The sequence below is a fragment of the Sphingobacterium sp. UBA7038 genome (assembly GCF_002494055.1).
Classification (GTDB): domain Bacteria; phylum Bacteroidota; class Bacteroidia; order Sphingobacteriales; family Sphingobacteriaceae; genus Sphingobacterium; species Sphingobacterium multivorum.
In genome coordinates this window covers 309,884-325,018 of record NZ_DLAV01000011.1, presented here as the reverse complement: position 1 = coordinate 325,018, position 15,135 = coordinate 309,884, and the positions used below count along the sequence as shown (strand labels likewise).

The following is a 15,135-nucleotide window of genomic DNA, read 5'->3' as shown; positions in this document are numbered from 1 at the left end:
AATGGGAAAATTAGAACAAAAAGTAGCTGTAATTACCGGTGGTGGTAGTGGGATAGGCCGTGCGATCAGTCTGCAATTTGCTGCAGAAGGAGCAAAAGTTCATATTCTGGATTTGAATGAAGATGGCGGTAAGGCTGTAGTTGATGAGATCTTGGCTTTGGGTGGTCAGGCTGCATTTAATCGTTGTAATGTAACTGATCAACAAGAAATTACTGCTATAGCACAAAATATCGGAAAAATTGATATTTTAGTAAATAATGCTGGTATCGCTCATGTTGGTAATTTGGAAAATTGTCAATCAGAAGATTTTGAGCGTGTTTTTAATGTGAATGTTAAGGGAGCTTATAATGCATTGCATGCTATTGTGCCGATGATGAAGGCGCAGGGTTCGGGAGCAATCCTTAATTTAGCATCCATAGCTGCATGGGTTGGTATCACGGATCGTTTTGCGTATTCGATGAGCAAGGGGGCTATTTACGCGATGTCAATGTCTGTAGCACGGGATTACATGGCCTACGGTATTCGTTGCAATAGCATTTCGCCTGCACGTGTACATACCCCATTTGTGGATGGATTTATCGCAAAAAACTATCCTGGAAAAGAGGAAGAAATGTTTGAAAAACTATCAGCAAGCCAACCAATAGGCCGCATGGCGCAACCGGAAGAAATTGCCAAATTAGCACTTTTCTTGTGTAGTGACGATGCTGGATTTATTACTGGAAATGACTACCCTATTGACGGTGGTTTTATTAAATTGAATAATTAAAAAGCTAAAAATAAAATATCTATTATCTCAATACTATAAAAATGAAATTAATACGTTTTGGAGCTCAAGGCAAGGAGAAAATCGGTGTTCAGATCGATGGTGTAAATTACGATGTAAGCGCATTTGGTGGTGATTACAATGAACAATTCTTTGCCGAGAATGGTGTAGCCCGTTTAGAAGAATTTGTGAAGGCAAATGAAGGTAAGTTGATTGAAGTTCCTCAAGGCGAACGTATCGGAGCACCTTTTGCCCGCCCATCCAAAATTGTTTGTATTGGATTGAACTATTTAGACCATGCCAAGGAAACAAATGCACCAATTCCTGCTGAACCGATCATCTTTATGAAATCGACCACTTCGTTGGTAGGTCCATACGATAATGTGATGATTCCGAAAGATTCTGTAAAAACAGATTGGGAGGTGGAATTCTGTATTGTGATCGGTAAAAAAGCTTCTTATGTAGAAGAGCATGAAGCTTTAGATTATGTGGTCGGTTATGTATTGCACAACGATGTTTCCGAACGTGAGTATCAGCTGGAACGTGGCGGTACTTGGGATAAAGGAAAAGGATGTGATACGTTTGCACCGATGGGACCTTTCATGGCGACCAAAGAAGAAATCAAAGATATCAACAATGTGCGTCTATGGTTGAAGGTAAACGGAAAAACCTACCAAGATGGTAATACCAAGGATTTAATCTTTTCGGTGGCGCATGTAGTATCCTATGTGTCTAAATTTATGACTTTGTTGCCAGGAGACGTGATATCAACAGGTACTCCGGCAGGTGTTGGCTTAGGATTTAACCCACCGATTTATTTGAAGCCTGGCGATGTGATCGAGTTAGGAGCAGATGGTCTTGGAGAATCCCGTCAGACTGTGGTAGCGTATTCAAAAAATTAATTGCTCATTAGGTTTTCTTTTCATTATGCGTATAGATACCCATCAGCATTTCTGGAAATTCGATCCAATTAGAGATAGTTGGATTACCGAAGAAATGCAAGTCATCAGACGTGATTTCACCCCTTTGGATATTCAATTTGTGCTTGAACGAAATGGATTTGGAGGGAGTGTTGCTGTTCAGGCGGATCAATCCAACGAAGAGACTGCTTATTTGGTTCAGCTGGCTAGTGATTATCCTTTTATTAAAGGCGTAGTGGGCTGGATTGATCTTCAAGCAGCGGATATTCGACAACAGTTGGATGGCTATCAATCAGCTACGGTCATCAAAGGATTTCGTCATATTGTTGAAGGAGAAGCTGACCCTGATTTTCTCATTCGCCCTGCGGTATTAAACGGGCTGAAGGCCTTAGCAGATTATGGTTATACGTATGATCTGCTCATCCGTCCACGACATTATGCGGCAACGTTGGATTGTGTGCAGCAAAATCCAAATCTTCAATTTGTATTGGATCATATTGCCAAACCGCCGATCAAGTCGAAAGCATTTGATGAGTGGGCGGCGTTTATCGATGCGCTATCTGCCTTTCCAAATGTCGTATGTAAAGTTTCGGGACTTGCAACAGAGGCCGATTGGGAAGGATGGAAACTTGATGATTTTAAGCAATATCTGGAGCATATCTTTGCGCGTTTTGGAAAGGAGCGCATTATGTACGGGTCAGATTGGCCGGTATGTCTATTGGCGGCATCCTACGAAGAAAGTATTGCCATCGTTGAGGATAAATTAGGGCAATTTACGGCTGAAGAGAAGAACGCATTTTGGGCAGAGAACGCAATACGCGTGTATAATCTTTAAAAGGAAAAACTTCAGCATGCTATGAAAGGGAAAAATAGCATGCTGAAGCTTTTTATTGGTCATGAAGCTGGATAATGGGCTTAATGACGTCAATATAAATTAATCAATAACCAGAGAACGAATTCATTGTTGCGAATGTTAACCACAATCAATGAAACAAACCATTCAATAAAAGTATTATGGATCTTCATTTAAAAGATAAAGTTGTTATTGTTACCGGCGGAGCAAAAGGAATCGGGCGGGCTGTAGTCCACGCGTTGGCTAAAGAACAGGCTATTCCCGTCATTGTTGGCCGTAAACAAGCCGATAATGAAAAAGTCAAGGAAGAAATAAAGCAATTTGGTGTGGATGCACTCTGTATCGAAGCAGAATTATCAAAACCAGAAGATTGTGAAAGAGCCGTTCAAAAGACATTGGACGTGTATGGGCGGATCGATGGTTTGGTGAATAATGCCGGACAAAATGATGGTGTTGGATTGGCATCGGGCAACTATGAAAAATTTGTTGCTTCGCTGCATAAGAACTTAATTCACTACTATCTGATGGCACATCACGCTTTGGATGCGTTGAAAGCATCTAAGGGCAGTATCGTGAATATTTCGTCCAAAACTGGTGAAACAGGGCAGGGCAATACCTCGGCTTATGCGGCATCCAATGGTGGACGTAATGCACTTACGCGCGAGTGGGCCGTAGAATTGTTGCCTTACTCGATTCGTGTCAATGCCATTATTGTGGCAGAATGTGCAACTCCCCAATACGATACCTGGATTCAAACCTTATCAAATCCGGAGGAGACATTGAAAAAAATTACGGACCGCATTCCATTGGAGCATCGCATGACCACAGCAGCGGAAATCGCCGATACAACAGTCTTTTTGCTGTCTAACAAATCCAGTCATACAACTGGTCAATTGATTCATGTGGACGGTGGCTATGTGCATCTTGATCGGTCGATTATTGCTGAATCGTAGCAGAAAAGCGATTGGGTTTTGGAAATTAAACTTGAGTGGATTTTAAAAAGACAACGCCGGTTCATTTCCAAAATCCATGATCTTTTTCTTAATAATATCCCTCAATCAATCAATGAAAATAACACCCATTGAATTCAGGCAGTAGGGGTATGATGAATTTTCTATACGGCGGAGATGTGGGGGGATGTTATATAAAATGCAGTTAGCTAAAACAAAAAAAGCTTGTTCATTGAACAAGCTTTTTTTGTGGTGCCACCTGGGTTCGAACCAGGGACACAAGGATTTTCAGTCCTTTGCTCTACCAGCTGAGCTATGGCACCAGTTGACCTTTTATTTAAATCTGTGATCATCAGATTGAAGCGTGGTGCCACCTGGGTTCGAACCAGGGACACAAGGATTTTCAGTCCTTTGCTCTACCAGCTGAGCTATGGCACCGCTTTTTTGCTATGGGTTTGTTCCCCTATTGCGATGCAAATATAGTCCGATAATTTGAATTCTAAAACTTTTATGCAGATTATTTTCGTACTTTTTTCGAACGTGTTGATTTTGATCGAGATAAAATTACAAGAAACTAACATATAGGAAAAGGAATAAGCTGTATCTTTGCATTTCAATAATTAGAGATGAGTAAAAGAGGAAGAGTTTTAGTTGCAATGAGTGGAGGGGTAGATAGCTCCGTTGCTTCTGTCATGCTCCACGAACAAGGATATGAGGTTATCGGTATCACGATGAAGACATGGGATTATGCATCCGCAGGTGGCTCGTCGAAAGAAACCGGATGTTGTAGCCTTGATAGTATCAATGACGCTCGTACATTAGCCGTAAACTATGGTTTCCCTCATTATATATTAGATATACGTGATGAGTTTGGAGATTTTGTGATTGACAATTTTGTAGAAGAATATATTGCTGGGCGCACGCCTAACCCATGCGTGTTGTGTAATACCCATATTAAGTGGGAGGCTTTGATGAAACGCGCTGACAAATTGGACTGTGAGTTTATCGCTACCGGGCACTATGCGAATATCCGTATGCACGATAATGGTCGCTATGTGATATCAAAAGGTAAGGATGAAAACAAAGATCAATCTTACGTTTTATGGGGCGTGTCACAAGAAAATCTTGCCCGGACACAGTTTCCGTTAGGATCTTTCACGAAAAAGGAGATTCGTCAGATGGCTTTGGATATGGGACAGAAGGAATTGGCCAATAAGTCGGAGAGTTATGAAATCTGTTTCGTTCCTGACAACGACTACCGTGCGTTTTTGAGACATAAGGTGCCAACGTTGGATCAACAAATTGGTCCCGGTAACTTTATTCTTTCCGATGGTACCGTTGTAGGTAAACATATTGGTTACCCTTATTTCACCATCGGTCAACGTAAAGGCTTAGGAATTGCCTTGGGGAAACCGATGTTTGTGATTGAGATCCTTCCGGAAAGTAATACGGTCGTATTGGGTGAAGAACATGAACTTGAAAAGTCACATGCTTACGTTCGTAATGTGAACTTTGTGAAATATGCAGGACTAGATCAACCGATGGAAGCAATTTCAAAGGTACGTTACAAAGACTCTGGTGCTTTGTCGACCATATCCCAAGAAGGCGATAAAGTGCGTATAGATTTTGTGCACAATGTGAAAGGTATTGCTCCAGGGCAATCGGCCGTTTTTTATGAAGGCAATGATTTACTCGGTGGTGGTTTCTTAATGAAATAAATAGAAGCTGGACTGAGATCTAAAATAAGAATTTTAATCCCTATACTGTCGATGCAGTATAGGGATTTTTATTTGGTTTAAAATACGTTTTGTTGGGACTTCAAACTAGAAGATATTCGCTTTCTCTCTTTGTGGAAAATGGGAAATTTTAATTTGTTTTTACTAATAAAATTAGTAATTTTAACCTATGAATTCATCGGAATATTTGAAGGGCAGAGGGGCGCAGATCAATCCCAATAACAAATTTTTTTCTAATCAATACGTGCAGGAACATGTGGAGGGGCTGGATGAAGAATTTTTGGGTGCCGAGAAAACACAATTTATTCCGACACATCCAAAATCCATTATATCCAAATCAAATAGCCCGGATCTACGTTTTGAACGATCCATTAATCCTTATCAGGGCTGTGAGCATGGTTGTATTTACTGTTACGCGCGCAATTCGCATGAATACTGGGGCTTTAGTGCTGGGTTGGATTTTGAGCGTAAGATCTTGGTAAAACACAATGCGGCTCAGCTTCTCGAACAGGAGTTTAGAAAATCGAGCTACCAACCCGATTTGATTATGCTTTCAGGCAATACAGACTGTTATCAACCGATTGAACGGAAGCTGGGTATCACACGCTCGCTATTAGAATTGATGGTCAAATACCAGCATCCGGTCTCCATCATCAGCAAAAATGTACTAATGCGACGGGATTTTGATCTTTTGCGCGAGCTTGCAGCGCACAAGCTGGTTTCCGTTGCCGTGACCATCAATTCGCTACGCGAAGAGGTTCGTCAGAAAATGGAACCTCGGACTGCTACAGCATCTGCCCGGTTGAAACTGATTGAGGGATTGACTGGGATAGGTGTACCCGTCATGCTGATGATGGCTCCCATCGTTCCGGGGATCAATAGTGATGAGATTTCAGATTTGATCCGTTCAGGAGCAGATGCGGGAGCCATTACGGCCTCCTATACCATCGTGCGGCTCAATGGACAGATTGGTGGTATCTTTAAAGATTGGCTCTATCAGAACTATCCTGATCGTGCTGAAAAGGTTTTACATTGGATCGAAGCCTGTCATGGTGGAAAAATTAACGATACCGATTTTGGACGGAGGATAAAGGGGGATGGCCATATGGCCGAGAGCTTACAGCATTTATTCAAGCTTTCCGTCAAGAAATATATGAATAATGGGACGCTTCCATCCTTGAGAAGGGATCTTTTCCGCTTACCCGATGCAGGAATGCAGCTGGGCTTATTTTAGATGGTTGGAGCGACAATTATGAATTTGCTATTATCGAGGAGGAATACCCGCTTTAAATTTTAGCAAAAAAGCCTGATTCATGCAATGAATCAGGCTTTTTTTATTGATAAGATCGAGGTTCCAGTGAACTAAGATTTCTTTCTTTTGATCAAAATATAACTCACATAGAGTAATATAAGCCAAGCAGGGATCAATTCTACCGGAAGTTTCATCCCTGTTATCCACATGATGCCAAGTACAGCGATCAAAAAGATCAGACAGATATAATTACTTAAAGGATACAGAAAGGATGGAAACTTGGTGCGTAAGTGGGCATCGAGTTTATTCTTTCTGAAATACAAGTGTGTAATGGAAATCATGACCCAGTTTATAATCAGTGAAGATACCACCAGCGACATCAGGATCTCCAAGGCATTTTTAGGTGCTACATAGTTGATAAATACACAAATCGCCGCGAACAGTGCCGAAACTAAAATCGCGTTAATAGGTGCATGATTCTTGTTGAGTTTCGAAAGAAAACGGGGTGCATTTCCCTGCTCTGCCAATCCATATAACATTCTGCTATTGCTGTACACGCTGCTATTATAAACAGATAATGCAGCGGTAAGGACAATAAGATTTAGCGCATTTGCGATAATTTTTGTGAAATAGAAGGTCTTTCCAAAGATCGTAAATTCAAACCCATTGAGTTTGTCAAACACCAGCACAAAGGGACTTGTATCGGCGGTGATATTTGTCCACGGTGTCAAAGAGAAAAGAATAATCAATGCACCTACGTAAAAGATTAAGATTCGATAGATAACCTGGTTGGTCGCTTTGGGGATGTTCTTTTCGGGATGCTCGGCCTCGGCAGCAGTGATACCAACCAACTCCAGGCCACCGAAAGAAAACATGATCAATGCTATGGCGGAAAGAAGGCCTTCAAAACTTCCATTCGCTGTTTGGCTAAACCAACCTTTTGGGAAAAAACCACCATGTGAAGTCAGGTTGCTGAGACTTGCCTGCTCCCCTCCAGTACCGCTTACCAATAAATATGCACCAAAAACAATCATGGCAATGATTGCAACAACCTTGATAATGGAAAACCAAAATTCCGTCTCGCCATAAATTTTGACTGAGGCAAGATTAAGGGCGTTGATTGCAAAGAAGAAAAATAAACTTGATGCCCATAAAGGTATTTCCGGCCACCAGAATTGTACATAAACGCCTATCGCTGTGAGTTCGGCCATGCTGACTAAGATATACAGCACCCAATAGTTCCAGCCCGAAGCATAACCCGCAAAAGAACCCCAGTATTTATTGGCGAAGTAGCTAAAACTTCCTGAAACAGGTTCCTCAACAACCATCTCACCCAACTGGCGCATAATAAAAAAAGCAATAATTCCGGCGAAAGCATAGCCGAGGATAACAGCTGGCCCAGCCAATGTGGCAGCCTTCCCAATACCTAGAAATAAGCCCGTTCCGATTGCACCACCCAGGGCAATTAATTGAATATGTCTGTTTTGAAGTCCTCTTTTTAACTCCTCCTTATTGTTCTGTTTCTCCATGTGTATGGTTAATACGGTTACTAGTCTGTTTTAATCTGGTCCTTAGATACGGAAAAACCCATGAGGCTATTTGCTCCCACCAAGGATCGTTTGAGCAAAATCAATGACGCCAGAAGAATTACCTGTTTATCGTAAAGCTTCCCAGCGAACGATTTGCCCTAAGCGCATAAAGTTAATAAAACACTTAGGTATTTGTGCACATTCTGTTGTGGTTTTAATGTATTTCGTTGTTTTTTTATAAACAATAGCGAGGGGCCTGTTTGACTCAGAAATAGAAAGCGCCGTAATTTGGAAATACGGCGCTTTATGAATTAGCAGCTAGTGTGATTTTTGGCCACTCTAACTAATAACGAAATCTTATTTGTAAATGCTACTCAAAAAGATAAATTAATTTGCTTTTTGTGTTTTTTCTACGCCGCAGTCGCATCCGCAGCCTTTCGAGCAGCTCGACTTGCCCTTTAGTGATGTTCGGACATTTTTAACGACATACCATACAGCCGCCAAAACGAGCATTCCTACGATGAGATATTGTACTGTTAAATTATCCATAGCTTTTTATTTTAAAAGTTGATAAGCAATCAAGGCACTGAAATACGCCAAGCCTGTCATAAAACCAAGCTGTATCAAAGTCCATTTCCACGAGCCTGTTTCCCTCTTTACTGCTGCAATTGTACTCATACATTGCATAGCAAAAGCATAGAACAGTAATAAGGATACACCAGAAGCTAAATTATAAGCCGGTAAACCGGTATTCCTGTTAATTTCGCTTTTCATTTTGCCTAATACCGTTGTTTTAGATGCTTCATCTTCGATATCCACTTCATCACCAAGGCTATATACTGTTGCCATTGTGCCCACAAACACTTCACGGGCAGCAAAGGAAGAAATGAGACCTATGCCCATCTTCCAGTCATAGCCCAATGGTTTAACAACAGGTTCAATAGCCATGCCAAGATAACCAAGGAAGGAGTGTTCCAGACGATATGATGAAACTTCATGCTCCAAATCTGCTTCGGACAGGTTGGGGCTATTTTTTGTTACATATTCTTCTGCTTGGCTAAATTTGTCGTTTGGACCAAAACTACCTAATGCCCAGAGTATAACAGAAATGGCTAAAATAATTTTACCTGCGCCGAAGACAAAGCTTGATGCTTTTTCCCAGACATTTAAGGCTACATTTTTCCAATCCGGAGTCTTATAGGTGGGGAGTTCAAAGATGAGAAATGATTTGTGTTTTGATTTGATGACTTTGGTCAGGATAATCGCGGATAGCAAAGCTGCGAATATGCCAAGCAGGTACATCACAAACAATACAATCCCTTGTATTTGAAATCCTCCTAATTTCGTGTCCGGTATCACCAGTCCGATCAGAACGATATAAATAGGGAGACGCGCTGAGCAGGTCATAAAAGGTGTTACCAGAATAGTGACCAGTCTTTCTTTGCTATTTTCGATGTTACGCGCAGACATGACCGCAGGAACAGCACAGGCTACGCCCGAAATCAATGGAATCACTGATTTTCCATTTAGACCAAAGGGACGCAGCCAGCGGTCCATCAGGAAAACAACACGGCTCATATAGCCCGTTTCTTCCATGATCGAGATAAAGATGTATAAAATAACAATCTGTGGAATGAAGATTACAATTCCGCCAATACCTTTGATAATACCATTGCTGAGCAAGTCGGTTAACGGCCCTGCTGGCAATGCTGTTTGTATATAGGCTGCAAGATCACCAAATAAACCGTCGATAAAATCCATGGCTGGTCCAGACCAGGTATAAATTGCCTGGAAGATTAAAAAGAGGATGCCAAAGAAGATGACGTAACCAAAGATTGGGTGAAGCAGGATGCTATCAATCGTATTGGTCTTGTTTTTATTCGAGGATTCATCCTTTACATAAATTTCGGCAAGGCTGCTATCTAGGGATTTACTGCGCAATATGGCTTCGTCTTTTTGCAGCTTCTCGGCCCGCAATTGATATTTTTCACGGATTTGCTGGATAGCCTGATTTTTTTCTTTCGATAAAAAGGATACTTCGCCTTTGGCTAGGTATTGCCAGGTGTGGTATTCCGTATCTAATGGGAAAAGACGTTTAGTTTCCTCTAATGCCGCATCAGCTTCCGTTGGTAGACTGAATTTGCTGATATACATGGGCGGAACAGCATCAAAGTTTTTGATCAGCTGATCGATACCTTGCCCCGTACGCGCATTGGTTTCGTATACTTTTGTATTTAATAGGTGTTCAAGTTTCTGAACATCGATTGTAATTCCCTTTTCTTTGGCTTCATCGATCATATTGATGACAAAGATGGCCGGCAGGCCGAGCTCCCGGGCTTGTTGATAAAGAATAATAGACCGTTTTAGGTTCGTAGGTTCAGCGACGACAACGACGAGGTTTGGTCTGAAACTACTTTCTTTATTGACTAAAGTGTTGAAAACAACTTCTTCGTCCAATGAACTTGGGAACAGGGTATATGTGCCCGGTAAGTCAATAATACGATAAACTTTGTTGTTGGCTTTAACTTGCCCCTCACGTTTTTCGACCGTAATACCGGGATAATTTCCTACTTTCTGATTTAATTTTGTAATCCGGTTAAATAGCGATGTTTTACCCACATTTGGATTACCCAAAAGTGCAATAATCGGGTTATTCATTATTTCTGATCAATAAGGATGACTTTGGCTTCTGATTTGCGGATAGCAATTAAGGCGTTATTAGCATTAATATTTAGACATATAGGACCGTCCAAAGGTGCGATATGTTTCACCTCTACTTCAGTACCGGGAATAAACCCCAATTCGAAAAATTTAGCTGGAATTTCGTGTGAATCAAAATCTATAATTACCGCTTTTTCCCCTTTTTTTAGCTTATCTAAGCTAGTTCTATTACGCATTTGCCTGTTTTTTTGAATTCTTCAAATATACAGAATTTCTACCATTTAGAATGATTCTAATGTCATAGTTATGTATTTAGTAAAAAACAGCTATCTTTACTATTCAGAACGATTAATTATCAACCAGAATGAAGATTGAGGACGAAATCAAAGTAAGTAAATTCAGCAATGAATGGCATCGTTGTACGGTAAATATTCTTTACACGTACAATTGGATTAACAATGAGCTTGAACAGCGTGCTGCCAAAGAAGGAATCACTTTGAAACAGTTTAATGTCTTGCGCATATTGAGGGGCCAATATCCCAAGCCTGCAACCAATAATCTGATTAAATCAAGAATGTTGAGTACTACCCCGGACATCTCGCGTATGATTGATCGCATGGTTTCCAAAGAATTGGTTTCACGTTGTCAATCGGGTGGTGATAAAAGGGCAGTGGATTTGGTTATCACTGAGAAGGGCCTCGAGATTCTTAAGAGTTTAGATGAGGATATGTTGATGAAGGATCTTTTACCCGATCGAATTAGCGAAGAAGAGGCAATGACTTTAAGTGCACTGTTGGATAAACTTCGCGGCTAAAGAAATTAATGCGCATGGTCATGATGTTCATGATCATGCGGTTGTTGATGCTGATCGTGCCCATGATCATGTTCTCCGACAAATAAGAAACTTCCGAGTGCAATAGCAACACCGGCTATCACAGCAATCATTTTCTTTTTATTGAATTTATGATGGTCAATTGAGCCCGATTCAAAAAGTATCGTTGTCGATATGTGCAAGAAGATACCAATAACCACGGCCATGATTTTATCAAAATATTGCTGGATATTGCCTACTTCACCTGCACTGATGGCTTTGCTCAGCAAAAAGCCAAAAGGGGTCATTGCTGCAAATAAAGCTAGTGTAATGAGGATGGTGTTTTTCTTTAAATGCGTGCTTATTAGAATACTTCCCAATGCAAATGCCGCCGGAATGTGGTGGATGGATATGCCTAGTGCAAGTTCAGTCTGATGTGTTGCCGCGAGTGGCATGCCTTCAAGGAAAGCATGAAGACATAGACTGAACATAATACCTATTGGAAAACGATGATTGTGGTGGTCGTGATCATTGTCGGTATGGATATGGCCATGCTCGATCCCTTGGGAGAACTGTTCAAGAAAGAGCTGGAAAAGAAATCCAGCAAGCACATAAATACCCAATACCTCAGGTGAAGTATTGTTAGACTGATAGACATGCGGAATGAGGTGCAGTACCGTAATAGAGAATAAATAGGCTCCACTGAAAGAAAGGATGAGTTTAAGGAAACTGGTTCCTTTCTTTTGTACAAAAAATACAGCAATTCCACTTGCAAATGCAGGTATGAATAAAATTAAAATCAATAAAATTGAATTCATTATACGTGTTCAGTTTTAAAAAAGCTAGGCACAAACCGTTTGAATAAGTAGCCTGTTGCCAATCCAACCAGGATACCTAAGGCTGAACCACAGAGGACATCAAACGGGTAATGGACACCAACATAAATTTGAGAGACTGAAATTAGGGTTGCCCAGGTAATACAAAGCCAAAGCACATGTTTCCATCTTCTCCGGAAAAGTACAATCCAGAAAAAAGCAAGGGAAAAATGATTGGCCGCATGAGAGGAGGTAAAGCTAAAGCCGGAGCCGCATCGCACCCGGATGTTGACATTTTCTTTAAACTCCACGTCGTTACACGGTCTAATCCTTTTTACAGTCTTTTTGATCAAATGAGATGATATACCATCGGAAATTCCGAAGGTAACCAAGGTCATGGCAACAATTAGAATTCCCGTTTTTCCATAGGTCTTTATGAAAAATATGATCAGAAATAAATACAAGGGGGCCCAGGTATATGGATTGCGTAGTATAGGCAATAACCAATCAAACACGGGGTTACTCAAGCCCTGATTAATGGCCAGAAAAATCTCTTGATCGATGTGTACTAATTGTTGAATCATAAATGTTGTTGATGACAATGAAATTCCTAAACTTTAAAAACTCACTTTTCAAAAGTAAAAATAATTTCATTGCAAACGGTTGTTTCTTTTAAAAACAACTTTGTTGCAACAAATATACGTTAAATATTCCTTAATTATAATTTTAATTCGATATTTTATTGCCATTGTGCTAAATTTACACGTTACTCAATTCAAAAGAAATGACTTTAATTAAATCAATATCAGGAATACGAGGTACGATAGGCGGGCGTGCTGGAGAGGCACTTACCCCAATAGATATCGTTAAGTTTACAGCTGCTTATGGCAAAATAATTGTTAAGCAGAGTGGTATCAAAAAAATTGTTGTTGGAAGAGATGCGCGTGTTTCTGGTGAGATGGTAAGTAATTTGGTGATTGGTACCTTGCAAAGCATCGGTGTTGATGTGGTTGATTTAGGTCTTTCAACAACGCCAACGGTAGAGATCGCTGTACCTATGGAAAAAGCTGCTGGTGGTATTATTTTGACTGCTTCACACAATCCAGGTCAATGGAATGCGCTAAAGTTACTGAATGCAAAGGGCGAATTTATTTCAGATGCCGAAGGGCAAGAGGTATTGGCCCTTGGTGAATCCTTAGACTTTGATTTTTCCGAAGTTGAAGCATTAGGACAGGTTCATAAAGACTATTCATATTTACAGAAACATGTAGACGCTGTATTAGCGTTGGAATATGTTGATAAGGAAGCTATTAAAGCCGCTAATTTTAAAGTTGCTTTGGATGCCGTAAACAGTACAGGTGGTACATTTATACCTGCCTTATTGGATGCGCTTGGTGTGCAGACAATCTATAAAATCCATTGTGAGCCGAATGGTCAGTTTCCGCATAATCCCGAACCATTAAAAGAGAATTTGACAGATCTATCAGCTGCGGTTATTGAAAACAAAGCTGATTTAGGGATTGCTGTAGATCCAGATGTAGATCGATTGGTCTTTATGATGGAGGATGGTGAGTTATTTGGTGAAGAATATACCTTAGTGGCCGTAGCAGATTATTTATTGCAGCATAAAAAAGGAAATACCGTTTCTAATTTATCTTCTACACGCGCACTGCGTGATGTGACTAAAGCACATGGTGGCGAATATTATGCCGCTGCTGTTGGTGAAGTCAACGTGGTTACAAAGATGAAGGAAGTGGATGCGGTAATTGGCGGAGAAGGAAATGGCGGTGTTATCTATCCTGCATCTCACTATGGCCGTGATGCACTGGTAGGGGTAGCGATCTTCTTGACACATCTGGCTAAACTTGGTAAAAAAGCCTCCGAATACCGCGCCTCTTTACCGCAGTACTTTATGTCAAAAAACAAGATTACACTGACTCCGGAATTGGACATTGACAACTTATTGGCCAAAATGGAGGAAAAATATAAAAATGAAGACCATTCAACAATCGATGGATTGAAAATAGACTTTGAAAATGAATGGGTTCATTTACGTAAATCGAATACCGAACCGATTATTCGGATTTACTCGGAGGGACCTACGCCTGAAGCTGCTGAGCAGATCGCGCAGAAGATTATCCGCGAAATTGAAGAAATAATTAAATAAAGATAAAAAGCTGCCTATGCAGCTTTTTGTTTTAAGACTGATCTCATCGGAAGAGGATTGTCTTAGCTATTACGAAGTTTTATAATGTATGATTAGAAAGATCATTTTAGGTACGTATTGTTTTCTTAGTTTAATTTTATTTGTCTTTCCGACAAGTGCCCAGCAGCCTATGGACGAAATCAATGGGCTACTGGATCGTTGGCACAAAACTTCGGGTGAGGTAAAGTATGGTCCATTTTTGAATGTTATTGCTTCAGATGGCGTTATTTTGGGTACTGATCATGATGAAAGGTGGGATAAAGCCCATGCGGAGAAGTTCAGCGATCAATATTTCAATCCCAAAAATGCCTGGACTTACACCTATGACAAGCGGCATATCAGCTTTAATGCCGATAGCACGACGGCCTGGTTTGATGAAACGTTTAAGATCAATACCAAGTCCTTTCGTGGCGTGGGCGTATTAAGTAAGCAGGACAATGAATGGAAGCTTCGTCAATACAGCATGTCCATGTCGGCACCTTATGCGGATGTGAAAGCGGCCGTAGGTGGAAAGGCAGGTCAGAAAATTCACAGTAACCTGTTATTGGTGATGGTGCTGTTTTTCTTTATGGCTATGTTATTTGTGCTGAGCCAACGCCTCAAGATCTCTTACCCCATTCTGTTGGTTATTGGCTGACT

15 protein-coding genes and 2 tRNA genes are annotated in these 15,135 nt (G+C 40.8%); 9 read left to right on the top strand and 8 right to left on the bottom strand.

Annotated elements, in window-relative coordinates; genetic code table 11:
* Nucleotide 1 precedes the first annotated feature (1 nt).
* From B3H30_RS05850 to B3H30_RS05835, 4 genes are all read left to right on the top strand, one after another.
* On the top strand, nt 2-766 hold the full coding sequence (locus B3H30_RS05850) for an SDR family NAD(P)-dependent oxidoreductase (protein WP_046672143.1): 765 nt from the start codon (nt 2-4) through the stop codon (nt 764-766).
* A gap of 41 nt (nt 767-807) precedes the next feature.
* A complete protein-coding gene (locus B3H30_RS05845) occupies nt 808-1,665 on the top strand; it encodes a fumarylacetoacetate hydrolase family protein (RefSeq protein WP_070563737.1) in 858 nt (285 codons plus the stop codon).
* Between the two features lie 25 nt (nt 1,666-1,690).
* A complete protein-coding gene (locus tag B3H30_RS05840) occupies nt 1,691-2,518 on the top strand; it encodes an amidohydrolase family protein (RefSeq protein WP_070563734.1) in 828 nt (275 codons plus the stop codon).
* Nucleotides 2,519-2,697: 179 nt separating this feature from the next.
* The gene (locus tag B3H30_RS05835; RefSeq protein ID WP_286833627.1) at nt 2,698-3,489 is read left to right on the top strand and encodes an SDR family oxidoreductase; all 792 of its coding nucleotides are present in this window, start codon (nt 2,698-2,700) and stop codon (nt 3,487-3,489) included.
* A 247-nt stretch (nt 3,490-3,736) separates the two neighbouring features.
* Here the strand turns inward: B3H30_RS05835 and B3H30_RS05830 are convergent.
* Nucleotides 3,737-3,809, bottom strand: a tRNA-Phe gene (locus tag B3H30_RS05830).
* A gap of 42 nt (nt 3,810-3,851) precedes the next feature.
* Nucleotides 3,852-3,924: transfer RNA gene (locus tag B3H30_RS05825), tRNA-Phe, on the bottom strand.
* 188 nt (nt 3,925-4,112) lie between these two features.
* Here B3H30_RS05825 and mnmA point away from each other — a divergent pair.
* Nucleotides 4,113-5,204 (top strand): tRNA 2-thiouridine(34) synthase MnmA, encoded by a 1,092-nt coding sequence (gene mnmA / locus B3H30_RS05820; protein ID WP_046672147.1) that lies wholly within the window; start codon nt 4,113-4,115, stop codon nt 5,202-5,204.
* A gap of 187 nt (nt 5,205-5,391) precedes the next feature.
* Nucleotides 5,392-6,456 (top strand): PA0069 family radical SAM protein, encoded by a 1,065-nt coding sequence (locus B3H30_RS05815; RefSeq protein ID WP_286833625.1) that lies wholly within the window; start codon nt 5,392-5,394, stop codon nt 6,454-6,456.
* Between the two features lie 128 nt (nt 6,457-6,584).
* On the opposite strand, the gene B3H30_RS05810 is transcribed toward B3H30_RS05815, so the two are convergent.
* From B3H30_RS05810 to B3H30_RS05800, 4 genes are all read right to left on the bottom strand, one after another.
* Nucleotides 6,585-8,003 carry an amino acid permease gene (locus tag B3H30_RS05810; RefSeq protein ID WP_286833623.1) on the bottom strand — a complete coding sequence of 473 codons (1,419 nt, stop codon included), beginning with the start codon at nt 8,001-8,003 and terminating at the stop codon, nt 6,585-6,587.
* 387 nt (nt 8,004-8,390) lie between these two features.
* Nucleotides 8,391-8,516 (bottom strand): hypothetical protein, encoded by a 126-nt coding sequence (locus B3H30_RS24855; protein WP_414713316.1) that lies wholly within the window; start codon nt 8,514-8,516, stop codon nt 8,391-8,393.
* A 42-nt stretch (nt 8,517-8,558) separates the two neighbouring features.
* The gene (gene feoB, locus B3H30_RS05805; protein WP_286833621.1) at nt 8,559-10,661 is read right to left on the bottom strand and encodes a ferrous iron transport protein B; all 2,103 of its coding nucleotides are present in this window, start codon (nt 10,659-10,661) and stop codon (nt 8,559-8,561) included.
* On the bottom strand, nt 10,661-10,900 hold the full coding sequence (locus B3H30_RS05800; RefSeq protein WP_286775093.1) for a FeoA family protein: 240 nt from the start codon (nt 10,898-10,900) through the stop codon (nt 10,661-10,663). Before B3H30_RS05800 ends, feoB begins: the two co-directional genes overlap by 1 nt.
* Nucleotides 10,901-11,028: 128 nt before the next feature.
* On the opposite strand from B3H30_RS05800, the gene B3H30_RS05795 reads away from it, so the two are divergent.
* Complete coding sequence (locus B3H30_RS05795; RefSeq protein ID WP_075993915.1) at nt 11,029-11,478, top strand: MarR family winged helix-turn-helix transcriptional regulator; 450 nt, start codon at nt 11,029-11,031, stop codon at nt 11,476-11,478.
* A 5-nt stretch (nt 11,479-11,483) separates the two neighbouring features.
* Here B3H30_RS05795 and B3H30_RS05790 read toward each other — a convergent pair whose 3' ends face one another.
* A complete protein-coding gene (locus tag B3H30_RS05790; RefSeq protein WP_075993914.1) occupies nt 11,484-12,293 on the bottom strand; it encodes a ZIP family metal transporter in 810 nt (269 codons plus the stop codon).
* Entirely contained in the window at nt 12,293-12,874 is a 582-nt protein-coding gene (locus tag B3H30_RS05785; RefSeq protein WP_075993913.1) for a phosphatase PAP2 family protein, read from the bottom strand. The genes B3H30_RS05790 and B3H30_RS05785 overlap by 1 nt, the downstream gene beginning before the upstream one ends.
* Nucleotides 12,875-13,074: 200 nt before the next feature.
* Between B3H30_RS05785 and glmM the strand changes: the two genes are divergently transcribed.
* The gene (gene glmM, locus B3H30_RS05780; protein ID WP_120336231.1) at nt 13,075-14,457 is read left to right on the top strand and encodes a phosphoglucosamine mutase; all 1,383 of its coding nucleotides are present in this window, start codon (nt 13,075-13,077) and stop codon (nt 14,455-14,457) included.
* A gap of 88 nt (nt 14,458-14,545) precedes the next feature.
* Nucleotides 14,546-15,133: a nuclear transport factor 2 family protein gene (locus tag B3H30_RS05775; protein WP_286833617.1), complete on the top strand. Its 588-nt coding sequence runs from the start codon at nt 14,546-14,548 to the stop codon at nt 15,131-15,133.
* The last annotated feature ends 2 nt before the right edge of the window (nt 15,134-15,135 follow it).